We start from the raw sequence: 16,068 nt of genomic DNA, 5'->3' as shown, positions 1-16,068 counted from the left end.
TGCGGTGCTCGGAAGGAAGACGCCATGAGAGACGCGGTGATCGTCGAGGCCGTTCGCACTCCCATCGGGAAGGGCAAGCCGAACGGGGCGCTGCACGAGGTGCATCCGGTGGACCTGCTGGCGCACAGCCTGCGCGAAGTGGTGGGGCGCAGCGGGATCGATCCGGTGCTGATCGACGATGTGATCGGCGGGGTGGTCACGCAGGTCGGGGAGCAGGCCGCGAACATCACGCGGCGGGCGGCGCTGGCGGCCGGGTATCCGGAGTCGGTGCCCGCGACGACCGTGGATCGCCAGTGCGGCAGCAGTCAGCAGGCCATCCACTTCGCGGCGCAGGGGGTGATCGCGGGGGCCTACGACGTCGTGGTGGCGGCGGGGCTGGAGTCGATGAGCCGAATCCCCATGGGCGCCAACCTGATCGGCGCCACCGATCTGGAAGGGGTGGCGTTCCGGGAGCGGTACCCGGACGATCTCGTGCCGCAGGGCATCAGCGCCGAGTTGATCGCCGCGCGCTGGGGGTTGAGCCGGACCGCGCTGGACGAGTTCTCGCTGGCCAGCCACGACAAGGCGGCGACCGCGACGAAGAACGGATCGTTCGACGCCGAACTCGCGCCGATCGCCGGGCTCACCGCGGACGAGGGCATTCGGGTCGGCAGCACCCTCGACACCCTCGCGAAACTGCGCCCGGCCTACTACAGCGACGCCTACGCCGCCCGCTTCCCGGAGATCGGCTGGAACGTCACCGCCGCCAATGCCAGTCAGATCAACGACGGCAGCGCCGCCGTACTCATCACGACCAGCGAGAAGGCGCGCGAACTGGGCCTGCGGCCGCTGGCCCGGCTGCACAGCTTCGCCGTCGCGGGCGACGATCCGCTGCTCATGCTGACCGCGGTCATCCCGGCCACGCGAAAGGTGTTGGCCAAGGCCGGACTTCAGCTGTCCGATATCGACCTGATCGAGATCAACGAGGCGTTCGCCTCGGTCGTGCTGGCCTGGCAGCGGGACACCGGTGCGGATCTGTCGCGGGTCAATGTGAACGGTGGCGCGATCGCGCTCGGGCATCCGCTCGGCGCGTCCGGCGCGCGGCTGGCCACCACCCTCGTGCACGCCATGCGGGAGCGGGGCGCGCGGTACGGCTTGCAGACCATGTGCGAGGCGGGCGGCCTGGCCAACGCGACGATCTTCGAACGGTTGTAGTCTCGCCGCGTGAGCGACGCCCTGGACTACGGATCGGCCCTCGTCTACGCGATTCCGCTGCGGAACCGCTTCCGGGGCATCACCGTCCGGGAGGGCATGCTGATCCAGGGCCCGCTCGGCTGGGGCGAGTTCTGCCCCTTCCCCGAGTACGACGACCGCGAGGCCGCGCACTGGCTGGCCACCGCCGTCGAACAGGCGACGGTCGGCTGGCCCGCGCCGGTCCGCGACCGCGTCCCCGTCAACTGCACGGTGCCCGCGGTCGGACCCGAACGGGCGCACGCCATCGTGGCCGGATCCGGTTGTCGCACCGCCAAGGTGAAGGTCGCCGACCATCCGGACGCCCTGGCCGAGGATCTCGAACGGGTGGCCGCGGTGCGGGACGCGCTCGGCCCCGGCGGCGCGATCCGGATCGACGCCAACGCGGTGTGGGATGTCGACACCGCCGTCGCGCACATCGCCCGAATCGACCGCGCCGCAGGGGGTTTGGAGTACGTCGAACAGCCGTGCCGGACCGTCGAGGAGCTGGCGGCGGTGCGGCGACGGGTCGAGGTGCGGATCGCGGCCGACGAATCCATCCGCCGCGCGGAGGATCCGCTGCGGGTCGCGGTCGCGGGAGCCGCCGATATCGCGGTGCTCAAGTGCACGCCGCTGGGCGGGGTGCGGCGCGCGCTGCGGGTGGCGGAGGCGGCGGGGCTGCCGTGTGTGGTGTCGTCGGCATTGGAGACGAGTGTGGGGCTGGCCGCGCAGCTCGCGCTCGCGGGGAGTCTGCCGGATCTCGAATTCGCTTGCGGGCTGGGCACTGTGACGCTGTTCGAGGGGGATGTGATCGGCGAGTCGCTGCGGCCGGTGGACGGGTATCTTCCGGTTCCGGCGACTCCCCCGGTTCCGGATCCGGATCTGCTCGCCCGCTATCGGCATCCGGATCCGGATCGCGAGAAGTGGTGGCGGGCGAGGTTGGAGCGGGTGCGGTCAGTGGTGTGAGTAGCCCATGGGGTGGATGACGTAGGAGAAGCAGCGGACTCGGGGGAGCCATAGTTGGAGGTCGGCCAGGTCGGGAAAGGTGATGGTCTTGCCGACCACGGTCAGCCCGCGGTGCAGCCGATGCCAGTGCGGCACATGGGCGTTCGGGATCTGGCCGATGATGCCGTTGGATCTGCCCGTGCCCGACCAGCGGGGTTCGATATCGGCCAGGAACTCCGACCAGGGTGTGTCGGCGTCGCGATGGGTCAGGCCGCCCGCGATGCCTTCGTTGCGATTGGGCGCGGCGTCGAACAGCGGCGCCACCACACACGATTGGGCGGCCAGCACGCCGAGCAGGACCGCGACCGCCTCGAATTCGCCGGGCCGCTGATCGAGGCCGAGAAAACGCGATGTGGACGAGAGATCCCGGGTCGAGCGAATCATGCGGTACAGGTTGAGCATTCGCTTGGCCTCGCGCGGCGTCTCGACGAACAGGTCGAAGGCGCTCAGGACGGCCAGTTCCCGATCGGTCAGCGGATGCGGCGGTTCGGCGGCGATCGGGGTGAAGTGCTGGGTGTCGACCTCGGAGCCGGGTTCGATGGGGATCGCCGCCTGTTCGGCCACCGGCTCGGGAGCGGGGGCCACGGCCCGCACCGGGGCGATCTCGCTGCCCGCGAACGACTTCAGCAGGCGCCCGAGACTTCCGGCGGACATGCGCGGCAGGATGAGCGGGACGTTGAGGATCTTCTCGAGGTAGTCCTCGGGCGAATGCCATTCCTCGTCGGCGTCGGGGTCCTCGTCGGCGACCAGCAGTTCGGAGTACCGGCTGCGCAGCGAGCGCAGCAGCCAGCGCGGGTCGACGCCGACCACGACGATGAACAGTTCGAAGGCGAGCAGCAGGTGCACGGCTTGCAGCACGTCCACGACCTGGGCGGGCGAACAGCGGTCGAGGTCGTCGATGTAGAGGACGACGCGGTCGATGGGGCGGCGCGACGCCAGCGGTTCGGGATCGCGGCGCCACTCGTCCATGAGGGTGACCAGCTGCTGGAAGTCCTTGCGGATCATGGACACCAGGCCGAGATTCCCGGCGTAGGAATCGCCCTGGGCGCGTTCGGCGAGGAAGGTGTAGAGCCGTCGGCCCGGTGCGAGCTGGGCGAGCTGGCGACCGAGTTCGCCGACGTGGGTCACGACATCGTCGAGTTGCGCCTGGGCGACGCGTTGTTCGGCCTCGGCCGCGCGTAATTGCTTCAGGGTCCCCGACATTCGCTCGCCGACCGTCTCCTCGGCGGCGGCGTGCATGTCGTCGGCCAACTCCTCGCGCAGGCTCCGCAGCCGGCGCAGACCGGCGTGTCCCCGGCTGACCAGGTAGGTGATCCCGCTCAGCCCGGCCACCAGCGCGGACAGACTCGTTCCGAGCGCCAGCCGGTTCGCCACCTGACCGACCACGATCGCGACCAGCAATCCGAAACCGCCCAGCGCCAGCGCCCCCACCAGCGACAACCAGCCCACCCGGGAGCGTGTCGCGCGCCGCAGCAGTTCGGCCTCGCCGAGCGTGCCCTCCAACTGCTCGGCCAGAACACGGGCCTGCTCCCGCTCCTCGCTGATGCCGAGCTGCCGCCACAGCCGCTCGGTGGTGCGCCGGAACGAGGCCGAGGCACGCAGGGCGCGAATCAGATTCATCGCGGACGCCTCGCGCCGGGTCACCGCCTCGTGCACCTTCGCCTGGAGTTCGGCGACCGTGTCACGGGCCTGTGCGGTGGCGATCTCGAGCTGTTGCCGCTGGTCCAGTCGTTCGCTGAGCTCGGCGCGCAACCGCTCGGCGCGCTCCGGGGCGACCGCGCCCGTGCCCGCCAGCTGACGGAAGATCTCGTCGCCGAGGCTGGCCCAGAGGTTGGTGTCGGTGTAATGCCAGGCGTTGAAACCGATCTGGACGATCTCCTGGCAGTAGCGCGGATCACCGGACGCGCCGAGGTGGCGGATGCGTTCACGCAGCATGGCCATGAAAAAGCTCTTGCCCGAACCCCATTCGCCGAATACGCCGACCGAGAGCGGTAAGGGGGTGGACCGGTCGGCGATGACGGTGGCGAGCATGGAGACGTAGGGGGCGACGCCGAGACGGTCCTCGGACAGGGCGATGCCGCGGTTGGGGTCGACGAGGTCGCTGGAGACGCCGCCCGCGAGGTCGAGGGGACTGGTAGTTCGGACGGTTGGAACAAGCGCGAATTCGGCATCGATAGCGGCGGCGGTGAGCCGGTCCTCACAGACGAAGATCAACTCGTCAGGGTGGTGGCCGGGAAGATTCGGCACAGTGTCAACCGCTGCGGGGACGACGGCCCGGGCGACACGGCGAGCCGATTCGCCCAAGGCTCCAGCGGCAAGCAGCGGCAATCCGATTGCTCTGGCCCCGGTTTCACCGGCCGCGCGCAGGGACGCGACGGTCGCGGTCCGCAGACTGCCCTCGGTGATCGCACCATCCTCGGTGCGGACATCGATCAGGACCGCACGCGCGAGTATCGTGTTCGGCATATCGCCGGTGGGAAGCCTCAGCACGTACGGCCGAGAGGCGGTGAGTTCCGGCCCGAGCGCCATATCCCATGCCGCGCCCTGAAATCGACGGCTCAGCGCACGCCCGAGATTGCCGAGACCTGACGACCCTGCCGACACCACGATCGCGTCGATGTTCAACGTCCACGGTTCGTTCGTGATCGCGATCGAGAAGCGCACGCCCCCTGCGGTTCCCAGATCGAGCAACTCTGTCCCGGCCATGCACACCGCCCCTCGAACGAATGGTCAGCAGTCTAGCCCCGACCCCTCCAACTCGGCCGCGATCCGTGCGGCCCGATCCCGCACGGCCGCCGCGTAACTCGGGTCGGTTGTGACGAACATCCGATCGGATTCGACCGCCGCCAGGATGGTTTCGGCCGCGCGTTCGGGAGAGACCGCGGCCGCCTTCATGTTTCGGGCCTTGGCCCGCGTCGGCTGGAATCGCTCCCACTGCTCGGGGGTGAGCGCGGACAACCACGCGCCCCGGCCTTCGGCGGGTCGCTCGTCGGTGTCGTCGGGGACGCCGTGCAGTAGGCGGGTGACCCGGGGAGGGGGTGCGCGCAGGGCGGGGGCGCGGTGCCGATCAACCGATTCGGACGCCGCAGCCGAGCATGGTGGTGCGTAGGACGAGGGCGGCCTCGGGGCCGATGATGCCGTCGACGAGTTCGAGGTAGCGGTCGCAGAATTCGGGGCCGTGGGGGGCGAGTTCGGCGGCGAGGGGTTCGAGGTGGTGGGCCAGTTCGTGCAGGATCACCAGTTCCCGCAGGGCCCAAGCGGTTCCGCGGTGGTGCAGGGGGACGGCGAGGACGGCCGTGTCGGATTCGTAGTGGGCGGCCGTGGCGCCGGCGCGGGCGCGGACGGTGAGGGGGGTCGCGGCGCGGGGCCATCGGGCGCGCACCCAATTCAGCGCGAGCACCCGATCGATGTAGTCGCGCACCGAGTCCACGGACGCGAATCGGCGCTCGATGGGCAGGGTGATCTGGGAGCCGTGCAGTTCGACGGTCCGGACGCCGCACTCGTCGGCGCGGTCGAACATGCGGCGCGCCAGACCCTCGGCGTCGTAGACCCGGCCGCGCTGGGCGTCTCGGGCGTTCGTACCCGTCATTCGTCGCCGGACTCCAATTGCCCGCGCGCGCCGCCCAATTCGGGGGACGTGCCCAGGCGGGCAGCCCGGCCCGCCCGATCCCCGGCCCGGCGCGCCCCGGGCGAGTAGCCCGCCGACTCCTGCGGCCCGCGCCAGGTGCCGCGGGCCTCGGAGGTGCGGCTGTAGAAGTCGTGCAGTTCGATCTCCTTGTCGCGCAGGGCCAGTGCGGTGCCCGCGGCGGCCGCCGGTTCGGCCTTGGCCTCGGCCTCGACGTCGGCCCGCACCTCGGCCAGGCGCTTGCCGATCCGCGCGGCGAAGGCCATCTGGAAATTCAGGCGTGCCGTCACAGCTGCGACAGGTGCCTGTATGCGCCGCTCGACCCTTCGGCCCCAACGACTTTCGACCACGATCTTCTCCACCGTCGCCGACTTGTACTGGCCGGACTTGATGTACTGGTCCGACGCGCGCACCATCTGCACCAGCAGGCTGGCGTACAGGGCCTCGCAGGTGGCGATGTCGGTGTCGAAACCGTAGGCGTAGACCTGGGTCGAGGAGCGGGCCACATCGCAGCGCACATCGTTGGCGGCGGCGATGGCCACGAACAGCTGCACATACGTGCGCAACCCCCGCTTGCCCGCCTCCCCTATCGCGATGACGCGCTGCACCGGCGTCGGCCGCCGCTCCCGCCCGGCGATATGGGCGCGGGCCACCGTGAGATCGATCGAGGACCGGGTCGCCAGTCGTTGCGCCGCAGCCAGAAAGGCCTCGGCCTCGTGCTCGTTGTCGGTGGACTCGGCCTGGCGCAACAGGCCACCGATCCGGGTGAGCAGTTTGTCCTGGGTCAGCTGCGTCGACATCGGCCCCCAGAATAGAGAACCGGAGGACACGAGCGGGCGTGGGCAATGTATCTTGCCTTGTGCAACCGGCAGAGTGTGCTGGCGCTCACGTCCCTACTCTGGAGTATCGATGGCTTTGAACACGGTGTCGTCACGACGCTCGTCCCTGGTCTCCCGTGCCGCGCTGGCCGCCGCCTCGGCTGCGCTGTTGACCGCCACCTTCACCAGTGCCTGCTCGAGCGGGGGCGGCAACAATCCCACCTCCGAAAACCTCGGTGGCCGTGGCCCGATCACCTATGTGGAGGGCAAGGACACCACCGAGACCGGGGCGGTGAAGAACCTCATCGATCGGTGGAACGCGGCGCATCCCGACGAGAAGGTCACCTTCAAGGAACAGTCCAACGACGCCTCGCAGCAGTACGACGACCTGGCCCAGCACCTCAAGGCCAAGCAGTCCGACTACGACGTGATGGCCCTGGACGTGCCGTGGACGGCCGAATTCGCGGCCAAGGGCTGGATTCAGCCGCTGAAGGATTCGTTCTCCATCGACACCGCGACCCTGCTGTCGCCGACCGTCGCCAGCGCGACCTACAAGGGCACGCTCTACGCCGCGCCGCGCAACACCAACGGCGGCCTGCTGTACTACCGCAAGGATCTGGTGCCCAACCCGCCGAAGACCTGGACTGAACTGCTCGGCGACTGCGCCGTCGCCAAGGACAAGGGAATCGGTTGCTACGCCGGTCAATTCGCCCCCTACGAGGGTCTGACCGTGAACTCGGCCGAGGTGATCAACGCCTACGGCGGCACCTTCGTCGGCCCGGACGGCAAGACCCCGACCGTGGACAGCCCGCAGTCGCGCGCGGGTCTGCAGGTGCTCGTGGACGCCTACAAGAACGGCGACATCCCCAAGGAGGCCATCTCCTTCAAGGAGCCCGAGAGCCAGAACGCCTTCGCCCAGGGCAAACTGCTGTTCCTGCGCACCTGGCCGAACTTCTACGGGGTGGCCAACGCGGATTCGTCGGTGGTCAAGGGTGATACGGCCGTGGCCCCGCTGCCCGGCAAGGACGGCATCGGCGCCTCCACCCTCGGCGGCTACAACGCGGCCATCAGCGCCTACTCCAAGCACAAGGCCACCGCGCTGGACTTCCTGCGCTTCCTGATCAGCGAGGACGCGCAGCGCATCGTCGCCGAGGGCGCGTTCCCGCCGGTGCGGGCCTCGCTCTACGACGATCCGGCGCTGATCGCGAAGTTCCCCTACCTGCCCGCGTTGAAGGATTCCGTCGCGAGCGCGGTGCCGCGCCCGCTCACCCCCTACTACAACGCGGTGTCGAAAGCCATCCAGGACAACGCCTATGCTGCCCTGACCGGTAGCAAGTCGGTCGACGACGCGGTCACCGGCATGAAGAAGGGCATCGAGGCCGCCGGTTCCTGACCGACGGCGTCGTCCCAGTCGAGTCAGCCCCGTAGGAGAGTTGAACGTGTCGGATCCTTCGGGTGCGATCGACCTCGCGCCGCCCGCCGCCCCGACCGCGCCGCCCCCGCCGCGGCCCGGCCGGGGCAACGCCCTGCAGGGGCCCGGGCGCGCCTGGTTGTTCGTCGCCCCCGTCCTGCTCGCCCTGGCCGTCGTCATCGGCTATCCGGTGGTGCGCGCGGTCTGGATGTCGTTCCAGAAGGACGCGGGCATCGACGACGCCACCGGCATGTTCGTCGAGGGCGGGCCCGCGGGCGTCAGCAACTACACGCACTGGCTGCTGCAACAGTGCACGCTGCCCGCGGGCGGTGTGGAGGCTTGTCCCACAGGCAATCTCGGCTCGCAGTTCTGGGCCGCAATCGCGGTCACGCTGCTGTTCACGGTCGTGACCGTGACGCTGGAGGCGACCATCGGGCTGGGCATGGCCATGATCATGGGCAAGACCTTCCGCGGCCGGGCGCTGCTGCGGGCGGCGGTGCTCATCCCGTGGGCGATCCCGACGGCGGTGACGGCGCGGTTGTGGGAGTTCATGTTCCAGTACGACGGAGTGATCAACCGGGTGCTCGGCACCCACATCCTGTGGCAGACCGATCCGACGTGGTCGCGGGTCGCGGTGGTGGTGGCCGACGTGTGGAAGACGACGCCGTTCATGGCGTTGCTGATTCTGGCCGGGCTGCAGATCATTCCGGGCGACGTGTACGAAGCCGCGCGCGTGGACGGCGCCTCGGCGTGGCAGCGGTTCACCCACATCACGCTGCCGCTGCTCAAACCCGCGCTGCTGGTGGCCGTGCTGTTCCGCACGATGGACGCCCTGCGGCTCTACGATCTGCCCGCGATCATGACCCAGGGCAATCCGAACACCCGGACCCTCTCGATTCTCGTGGTCGATCAGGTGCGTCAGGGCGCCAACAGCGCGTCGGCGCTGTCGGTGCTCACCTTCCTGATGATCTTCGCGGTGGCCTTCGTGCTGGTGAAGGTGTTGGGCGCCAACGCCGTCGCGACCCAGGAAGAACAGCGGAAGGCGCAGTAGTGGCAACGATCTCCGGCAGCGGCGTGCCCTGGTCCAAGCGGCTCGGTTCGGCACGGGTCTACCTCGGCGCGCTGATCATCCTGGTGTGGGGGCTGGCCCCGTTCTACTGGATGGCCGTCACGGCCTTCCGCGATCCGGCCTTCACCTTCGACAACACGCCGTGGCCCACGCACATCACGCTGAAGAACTTCCAGAACGCCTTCGACACCTCGCGCGGCAACAACTTCGGCAAGGCGCTGACCAACAGCATCGTGATCGGCACGGCCACGACGGTCATCGCGCTGGTGGTCGGCGTGATGGCCGCCTACGCGATCGCGCGAATCGAGTTCCGCGGCAAGCGAATCGTGGCCGGGCTGATCCTGAGCGCCTCGATGTTCCCGGTGGTCGTGCTGGTGACCCCACTGTTCCAGCTGTTCACCGACATCGGCTGGATCGGACAGTACCAGGCGATGATCCTGCCCAACATCTCCTTCGCGCTGCCGATGACGGTGTACACGCTGGCGTCGTTCTTCGCCGAGTTGCCCTGGGAACTCGAGGAGGCCGCGCGGATCGACGGGGCGAGCCGGTTCCAGGCGTTCCGGCTGGTGATGCTGCCGCTCGCCGCGCCGGCCGTATTCACCACGGCCATCCTCGCGTTCATCGCGGCGGTCAACGAATTCCTGCTGGCCAGCCTGTTGTCCAGCGACGCGACCGAACCGGTGACCGTGGCCATCGCGCGCTTCTCCGGCAACGACCCGCACGTCGCGCCGTACGCGGCGATCATGGCGGCGGGCACGATCGTGACCGTCCCGCTGGTGATCATGGTGCTGCTGTTCCAGCGCCGCATCATCTCCGGACTCACCGCGGGTGGCGTCAAGAGCTGACCGGCCGTCGTACCCTGGTTTCGGATCCCTTCTGCGCGGTAGATCGATCTTGCTCGTGTGGTTTCGCCGAAAACCCGGGAGGATGTCGTGCGATTGTTCCGCAGGCGACGAGACGGCAGGCCCCCTGCCCCGTACCCGTCGGTCGCCGGGTGGAACCAGATCCCGACGGTGGCGGCGCGCCGGGAGCGGAGCCGGGGACCGCGGCGACGCCTGCGGCCGGAGGCGCCCGAGGAGTCCGAGCCGCGCCCGCCCCGCACCCGCGCCCAACGGGTCCGGCGGCTGCTGCTGGCGCTGTTCCTGATCTTCGTGGCGATCCCGTCGCTGCTGGTGGTGCTGGCCTACTGGAGCGCCGACATCCCGGATCCGGCGCATGTGCCGACCGACAAGATCGCCACCGTCACCGCCCTCGACGGCACCACCGAACTCGCGAAAGTCGTTCCGCCCGAAGGCAACCGGACCCCGGTGCCGCTGTCGGACGTGCCCCAGCAGATGCGCGACGCGATGCTCTCGGCCGAGGACCGCGACTTCTACCGCAACCCCGGCTTCTCCACCGAGGCGTTCCTGCGCGCGGCCCGCGACAACCTCACCGGGCGCGAGGACGCGGGCGGCGGATCGACCATCACCCAGCAGTACGTCAAGAACGCCTTCCTCAGCTCCGAGCGCACGCTCTCGCGCAAGATGCGGGAGCTGATCATCTCCGCGAAGATGGCCCGGCAGTGGAGCAAGGACGACATCCTCGCCGCGTATCTCAACACCATCTACTACGGCCGCGGGGCGTACGGCATCGCCGCCGCGGCCGACGCGTACTTCCGCAAACCCGTCCCGGAACTCACCCTGGCCGAGAGCGCGGTGCTGGCGGCGGTCGTGCGCACGCCGTCGATCCTGGATCCGGAGACCCACCTCGACCAGCTGAAGGCGCGGTGGAACTACGTGCTCGACGGCATGGCGTCGATGGGCACGCTCGCGCCGGGGCTGCGGCAGACGGTCCGGTTCCCCGAGATCGCGCCCCCGCCGCAGGCCACCGACGACGCCGCGCACAGCCCGGCGGGGCTGCTGCGCACCCAGGTGCTGCGCGAGATCCGCGCGGCCGGGGTGTCCCAGCACGACATCGATACCGGGGCGTTGAACATCGTCACCACGATCGACCCACGCGCCCAGCAGGCCGCGCTCGACGCGGTGCACACCACCCTCGACGGGCAGCCGCCCGAACTGCGCGGCGCGGTGGTGTCGATCGATCCGCGCTCGGGCGCGGTGCGCGCCTACTACGGCGGCGAGGACGGGGTGGGCTTCGACTTCGCGCAGGCGCCGTTGCAGACCGGTTCGTCGTTCAAGACGTTCGCGGTGCTCGCGGCGTTGCAGCAGGGCATCACGCTGTCGTATCAGCTCGACAGCGCGCCGGTGACCGTGAACGGGGTCAAGGTCACCAATGTGGAGGGCGAGTCCTGCGGAACCTGTTCGCTCGCAGAGGCGTTCAAGCGGTCGCTAAACACGAGCTTCTATCGGCTCGCCCAGACCGTGGGCGCGCAGGCGATCGCGAACGCGGCGCACGAGGCCGGTATCCCGCAGGAGATTCCGGGCGTGCCGGGCCGCACCCTCGCCGAGGCCGACGGGCCGCCGCAGCCGTCGATCGTGCTGGGCGTGTACTCGGTGCGGCCGATCGATATGGCCTCGGCGTACGCGACCATCGCGGCCTCGGGGGTGTACCACCCGCCCTACTTCGTGCAGCGCGTGGTCGCCGGGGACGGGCGGGTGCTGCTGGATCGCGGTGCGCCCGAACAACGTCCGTCCGAACCGCGCATCGGCCGCCGGATCGCCGACACCGCCGCCCAGGCCATGCTGCCGATCCCGGCCTACTCCAACGGGCACGCGCTGGCCGGGCGGCCCGCGGCGGCCAAGACCGGGACCACCCAGCTCGGTGACACCGGGGAGAACAAGGACGCGTGGATGATCGGGTTCACCCCGTCGCTGTCGACGGCGGTGTGGATCGGCACCGAACAGCCCGCGCCCCTGCACACCGCGCGCGGCGGGGCCGTCTGGGGTTCGGGCCTGCCGTCGGACATCTGGAAGCGGACCATGGACGGGGCGCTCGCGGGCACGCCGGTCGAGCAGTTCCCGGCGACCGAGCAGCCGCAGCCCGATACCGTGGGGGTCGGTCCGTTCGGCGTGGCGCCGCCGCCCACCGAACAGGGACACGGCCCGTTCGACATACTCGGCCCGCCGTCCAGCTCGGCGCCGCAACCGAATCCGGCCCCGCCGCCCAATCCCGCGCCGCCGCCGCGACCGGTCCCCGCTCCGGCGCCCCCACCTGCGCCGCCGCCGAATCCGCCGCCGATGCCGCCGCCCCCGCCACCGCCCAGACAGGTCGAGATCTTCCCGGGGCTGTCCATTCCGGTTCCGGGCTGACGGCACTGTTGTGCCGACGGCGTTGTTGTGACGAAGCGAATCCTCGTTCTGGAACCGTCGCTTCGAGGCCGCCGATAGGGTGGACGCGGTGAGACCACGGCCCGAGGATCGGACAGGTGCGGCTACGCTGGGCGCAGACGCGAGCGGCGGCAGGGATCGGGCGCGAGCCGCGCGGCATACCAAGCACGAGACATAGGGGCGACACCGGTGGATTTCAATGTCGTTGAGCGCCACGAGACCCTGGTGGCAGGGACGGTGCTACGCAGCCCGGCGCTGGCGGTCGAGGGGCCGCGCCGGCTGAAGGTGGAGGAGGCGTGGAAGCACAATCTCGCGCGCACTCTGCCCGGACCCCCGGCGACCGCGTACGTCGATCACGCGCCGGAGATCGGTTCGTATCTGACCCACATCGTGGGCTATCGGCTCGACAGCCCGGACGATCTGCCGCCCGGCGACGTTCTGGCCCGGGTGCCCGCGGGCCGGTTCGCGCGGTTCATCCGCAGCGGCGACAACCTGGGCGACACCATCGTCGCGGTCTGGCGGGCGGTGTGGGATCTGGAGGCGGCCGGGGCCATCGTCCGGGCCTACACCGGCGACTTCGAGCACTATCCCGACGCGCACACGGTCGAGGTGTTCGTCGCGGTGACCGAGCCATCCGAGGGCGATAGGTAGGGGAGCGGGAGTGGACTTCGAAATCGTCACCTTGAACGGCAGTCTGGTCGGCGGGCTCACCGTGCCGCTGGCCGGGCGCGAGGTCACCGCGCGCGATCTGGACCTGGTGAACTTCACCTGGGATCGCTATCTGGCCCGGGAGAAGAACGTGCCGCGCGTGGCGGCCTACGTCGGGCAGAACGACCACGCCGTCGCGGTGCTGGGCTACGAGCTGACCTCATTGGCCGAGCTGGACACCGGCGACGTCCTCACCCGCATCCCCGCGGGCCGCTACGCCAAATTCGTCGTCTCCGACAAGCCCTACGATCTGCTGCGCACGGCCTGGGCCGCGGTCGCCAAGGCGGAGAACGCGGGCACGATCACGCGCTCGCACACCGCGGAGATCGAGCGGTACACCGGGCCCACGTCGGTCGAGGTGTACGTGTCGCTGGACTGACCCTTTTCGGCCGGGGCCTCGTCCGAGACCCCGGCCGAAAAGGCATGGCGCACAAGGCATCACGCCCCGATGATGAACTCCTCGAGTTCGGTGCGCGCGATGTCGTCGGCCATCTGCTTCGGCGGCGACTTCATCAGGTAGGCCGAGGCGGGCAGGATCGGGCCGCCGAGGCCGCGGTCCTTGGCGATCTTGGCCGCGCGGATGGCGTCGATGATGATGCCCGCCGAGTTGGGCGAGTCCCACACCTCGAGCTTGTACTCCAGGTTCAGCGGCACGTCGCCGAAGGCGCGGCCCTCGAGGCGCACGTAGGCCCACTTGCGGTCGTCGAGCCAGCCGACGTGATCGGACGGGCCGATGTGCACGTCGCCCGCGCCCAGCTCCTTCTTGAGGTTGCTGGTGACGGCCTGGGTCTTGGAGATCTTCTTCGACTCCAGCCGCTCGCGCTCGAGCATGTTCTTGAAGTCCATGTTGCCGCCGACGTTCAGCTGCATGGTGCGATCGAGCTGGACGCCGCGGTCCTCGAACAGCTTGGCCATCACGCGGTGGGTGATGGTCGCGCCGACCTGGCTCTTGATGTCGTCGCCGACGATCGGCACCCCGGCGTCGGTGAACTTCTTCGCCCACACCGGATCGGAGGCGATGAACACCGGCAGCGCGTTGACGAAGGCCACGCCCGCGTCGATCGCGCACTGGGCGTAGAACTTGTCGGCCTCCTCCGAGCCCACCGGCAGGTAGGACACCAGCACGTCGACGCGGGCGTCGCGCAGCGCCTGCACGACGTCGACCGCCTCGGTGTCGGAGAGCTCGATGGTCTCGGCGTAGTACTTGCCGATGCCGTCGAGGGTCGGCCCGCGCTGGACGGTGACCCCGCTCGGCGGCACGTCGGAGATCTTGATGGTGTTGTTCTCGCTGGCGAAGATCGCGTCCGACAGGTCGAATCCGACCTTCTTGGCGTCGACGTCGAACGCGGCGACGAACTTCACATCGCGGACGTGGTAGGGGCCGAACTTGACGTGCATGAGACCGGGCACGGTCGCGGTCTCGTCCGCGTCCTTGTAGTACTGCACGCCCTGGACCAACGAGGAAGCGCAGTTGCCCACACCCACGATGGCCACGCGAATCTCGGTGGCTCCTGCAGCCGTGTTGACATCACTCATGGCCGATATTTCCCTCTTTCTGTGGTGCCGCCTTCAGTGATTGCTCCGCGGCAATCAACTCGTTGAGCCAGCGCACTTCGCGCTCGCTGGATTCCAGGCCGAGCTGGTGGAGCTGGCGGGTGTAGCGATCGAGGGTCCCACTGGCCCGTTTGATCGCCTCCCGCAGTCCTTCTCGGCGCTCCTCGACCTGCCGCCGCCGGCCCTCGAGGATGCGCATCCGCGCCTCGGCGGGGGTGCGGCTGAAGAAGGCGAGGTGCACGCCGAAGCCGTCGTCGGTGTAGTTCTGCGGTCCGGTGTCGGCGAGCAGTTCGCCGAACCGCTCCCGCCCGGGCTCGGTCAGTTGATAGACCCGCCGCGCGCGCCGCGTGACCGCCCCGGCCGGACTCTCCTCGGCGATGAGGCCGTCGGCCTGCATCCGCCGCAGGGTCGGATACAGCGACCCGTAGGAGAACGCTCGGAACGGTCCGAGCAGGCCCGTCAGCCGCTTGCGCAGCTCGTAACCGTGCATCGGGGATTCCAGGAGCAGCCCGAGAATCGCCAGCTCGAGCACGGGCCACACCTCCTGACTGTGCTCTACAGACCTAACCGATGGATGCGATTCCAAACTATATCGCACCGATATAGTCGTCGATAGATCACCCCGCCCGCGGCCCGAACCGGCCCGAAGACGCCACGGCGACCGGTGCGGGCGGCCGCTACTCTGGTTCTCGTGCGAATTCAGCGGCAGGTGGTGGACTATGCGCTCCGGCGCCGGTCACTGCTGGCCGACGTGTACGCGGGACGGGTCGATGTCGCCGAGGTCTGCGACGCCAACCCCTATCTGCTGCGGGCGGCCAAATTTCACGGGCGGGGGAGCGAGGTCACCTGCCCTATCTGCCGGAAGGAACAGCTCACCCTCGTATCGTGGGTCTACGGTGAGGGGTTGGGTCAGGTCGCGGGTTCGGCTCGCACGCCCGAGGAGCTGATCCGGCTGGCCGAGTCCCGCGAGGAGTTCACGGTGCACGTCGTCGAGGTGTGCCGGACCTGCAGCTGGAATCATCTGGTGCAGTCCTACGTGCTGGGTCGCGCTCCGACACCGTCGCGGCGCCGCACCGGCACGCGACGGACCGCCGCCGAATGACGGGACCCGCTCGCTGACCCGCGGCGTGCTGGCGTGCCCGCGCGGTCGCACGACCGCGAACCCGGACCGTATCGAGTTATGGAGATCCAGGCTGTGACTTCGCCCTACGACGATGGACCGAACGGCGACCGCCGACCGCGCGGCTCGCAACCCGGGCCCGGCGGCTACCCGCCCCCGCGCCCGGGCGGCCCACCGCCCGGAGCCAGGCCACTGCCGCCGCTTCGGCAGGGTCCGCCCACGGGCGGCGCCCCCCGCACCGGGCCGCAGCCCGGCCAACCGCCGCGGGCACCGGGCGGGCAAC

At 69.6% G+C, this 16,068-nt stretch carries 15 protein-coding genes; 9 read left to right on the top strand and 6 right to left on the bottom strand.

Annotated elements, in window-relative coordinates; translation table 11 throughout:
- Nucleotides 1–24: 24 nt before the first annotated feature.
- Nucleotides 25–1,194: a thiolase family protein gene (locus ACWDSJ_RS12445; protein WP_387358208.1), complete on the top strand. Its 1,170-nt coding sequence runs from the start codon at nucleotides 25–27 to the stop codon at nucleotides 1,192–1,194.
- 9 nt (nucleotides 1,195–1,203) lie between these two features.
- Entirely contained in the window at nucleotides 1,204–2,175 is a 972-nt protein-coding gene (locus tag ACWDSJ_RS12440; protein WP_450031583.1) for an o-succinylbenzoate synthase, read from the top strand.
- On the opposite strand, the gene ACWDSJ_RS12435 is transcribed toward ACWDSJ_RS12440, so the two are convergent.
- The 4 genes from ACWDSJ_RS12435 to ACWDSJ_RS12420 form a co-directional block, all read right to left on the bottom strand.
- Nucleotides 2,164–4,920, bottom strand: a complete 2,757-nt coding sequence (locus tag ACWDSJ_RS12435; RefSeq protein ID WP_450031581.1) for a P-loop NTPase fold protein — start codon at nucleotides 4,918–4,920, stop codon at nucleotides 2,164–2,166. The two genes, ACWDSJ_RS12440 and ACWDSJ_RS12435, sit on opposite strands and share 12 nt — an antisense overlap.
- Before the next feature lie 24 nt (nucleotides 4,921–4,944).
- Complete coding sequence (locus ACWDSJ_RS12430; RefSeq protein WP_450031579.1) at nucleotides 4,945–5,172, bottom strand: hypothetical protein; 228 nt, start codon at nucleotides 5,170–5,172, stop codon at nucleotides 4,945–4,947.
- A gap of 109 nt (nucleotides 5,173–5,281) precedes the next feature.
- Complete coding sequence (locus tag ACWDSJ_RS12425; protein ID WP_387358216.1) at nucleotides 5,282–5,803, bottom strand: TIGR04338 family metallohydrolase; 522 nt, start codon at nucleotides 5,801–5,803, stop codon at nucleotides 5,282–5,284.
- Nucleotides 5,800–6,639 (bottom strand): DUF2786 domain-containing protein, encoded by an 840-nt coding sequence (locus tag ACWDSJ_RS12420; RefSeq protein WP_387358218.1) that lies wholly within the window; start codon nucleotides 6,637–6,639, stop codon nucleotides 5,800–5,802. Before ACWDSJ_RS12420 ends, ACWDSJ_RS12425 begins: the two co-directional genes overlap by 4 nt.
- A gap of 109 nt (nucleotides 6,640–6,748) precedes the next feature.
- Here ACWDSJ_RS12420 and ACWDSJ_RS12415 point away from each other — a divergent pair, with 109 nt between their 5' ends.
- From ACWDSJ_RS12415 to ACWDSJ_RS12390, 6 genes are all read left to right on the top strand, one after another.
- Nucleotides 6,749–8,050, top strand: coding sequence for an ABC transporter substrate-binding protein (locus ACWDSJ_RS12415; protein ID WP_387358220.1), 1,302 nt, complete (start codon nucleotides 6,749–6,751; stop codon nucleotides 8,048–8,050).
- A 46-nt stretch (nucleotides 8,051–8,096) separates the two neighbouring features.
- Nucleotides 8,097–9,119: a carbohydrate ABC transporter permease gene (locus tag ACWDSJ_RS12410; protein WP_387358222.1), complete on the top strand. Its 1,023-nt coding sequence runs from the start codon at nucleotides 8,097–8,099 to the stop codon at nucleotides 9,117–9,119.
- A gap of 8 nt (nucleotides 9,120–9,127) precedes the next feature.
- Nucleotides 9,128–9,982 carry a carbohydrate ABC transporter permease gene (locus tag ACWDSJ_RS12405; RefSeq protein WP_450031955.1) on the top strand — a complete coding sequence of 285 codons (855 nt, stop codon included), beginning with the start codon at nucleotides 9,128–9,130 and terminating at the stop codon, nucleotides 9,980–9,982.
- An 87-nt stretch (nucleotides 9,983–10,069) separates the two neighbouring features.
- Nucleotides 10,070–12,385, top strand: a complete 2,316-nt coding sequence (locus ACWDSJ_RS12400; protein ID WP_450031576.1) for a transglycosylase domain-containing protein — start codon at nucleotides 10,070–10,072, stop codon at nucleotides 12,383–12,385.
- A 207-nt stretch (nucleotides 12,386–12,592) separates the two neighbouring features.
- Nucleotides 12,593–13,054 (top strand): GyrI-like domain-containing protein, encoded by a 462-nt coding sequence (locus ACWDSJ_RS12395; protein WP_387358223.1) that lies wholly within the window; start codon nucleotides 12,593–12,595, stop codon nucleotides 13,052–13,054.
- A 10-nt stretch (nucleotides 13,055–13,064) separates the two neighbouring features.
- The gene (locus ACWDSJ_RS12390; RefSeq protein ID WP_387358225.1) at nucleotides 13,065–13,490 is read left to right on the top strand and encodes a GyrI-like domain-containing protein; all 426 of its coding nucleotides are present in this window, start codon (nucleotides 13,065–13,067) and stop codon (nucleotides 13,488–13,490) included.
- 59 nt (nucleotides 13,491–13,549) lie between these two features.
- On the opposite strand, the gene ACWDSJ_RS12385 is transcribed toward ACWDSJ_RS12390, so the two are convergent.
- Both ACWDSJ_RS12385 and ACWDSJ_RS12380 read right to left on the bottom strand, forming a co-directional pair.
- Nucleotides 13,550–14,647 carry an inositol-3-phosphate synthase gene (locus tag ACWDSJ_RS12385; protein WP_387358227.1) on the bottom strand — a complete coding sequence of 366 codons (1,098 nt, stop codon included), beginning with the start codon at nucleotides 14,645–14,647 and terminating at the stop codon, nucleotides 13,550–13,552.
- The gene (locus ACWDSJ_RS12380; RefSeq protein WP_387358229.1) at nucleotides 14,640–15,197 is read right to left on the bottom strand and encodes a PadR family transcriptional regulator; all 558 of its coding nucleotides are present in this window, start codon (nucleotides 15,195–15,197) and stop codon (nucleotides 14,640–14,642) included. Before ACWDSJ_RS12380 ends, ACWDSJ_RS12385 begins: the two co-directional genes overlap by 8 nt.
- Before the next feature lie 159 nt (nucleotides 15,198–15,356).
- On the opposite strand from ACWDSJ_RS12380, the gene ACWDSJ_RS12375 reads away from it, so the two are divergent.
- A complete protein-coding gene (locus ACWDSJ_RS12375; protein ID WP_387358231.1) occupies nucleotides 15,357–15,767 on the top strand; it encodes a DUF5318 domain-containing protein in 411 nt (136 codons plus the stop codon).
- Nucleotides 15,768–16,068 lie beyond the last annotated feature (301 nt).

The sequence above is a fragment of the Nocardia sp. NPDC003482 genome, from assembly GCF_053588115.1.
The sequence above is the reverse complement of the archived record's forward strand: the minus strand, read 5'-3'. Positions and strand labels throughout refer to the sequence as shown.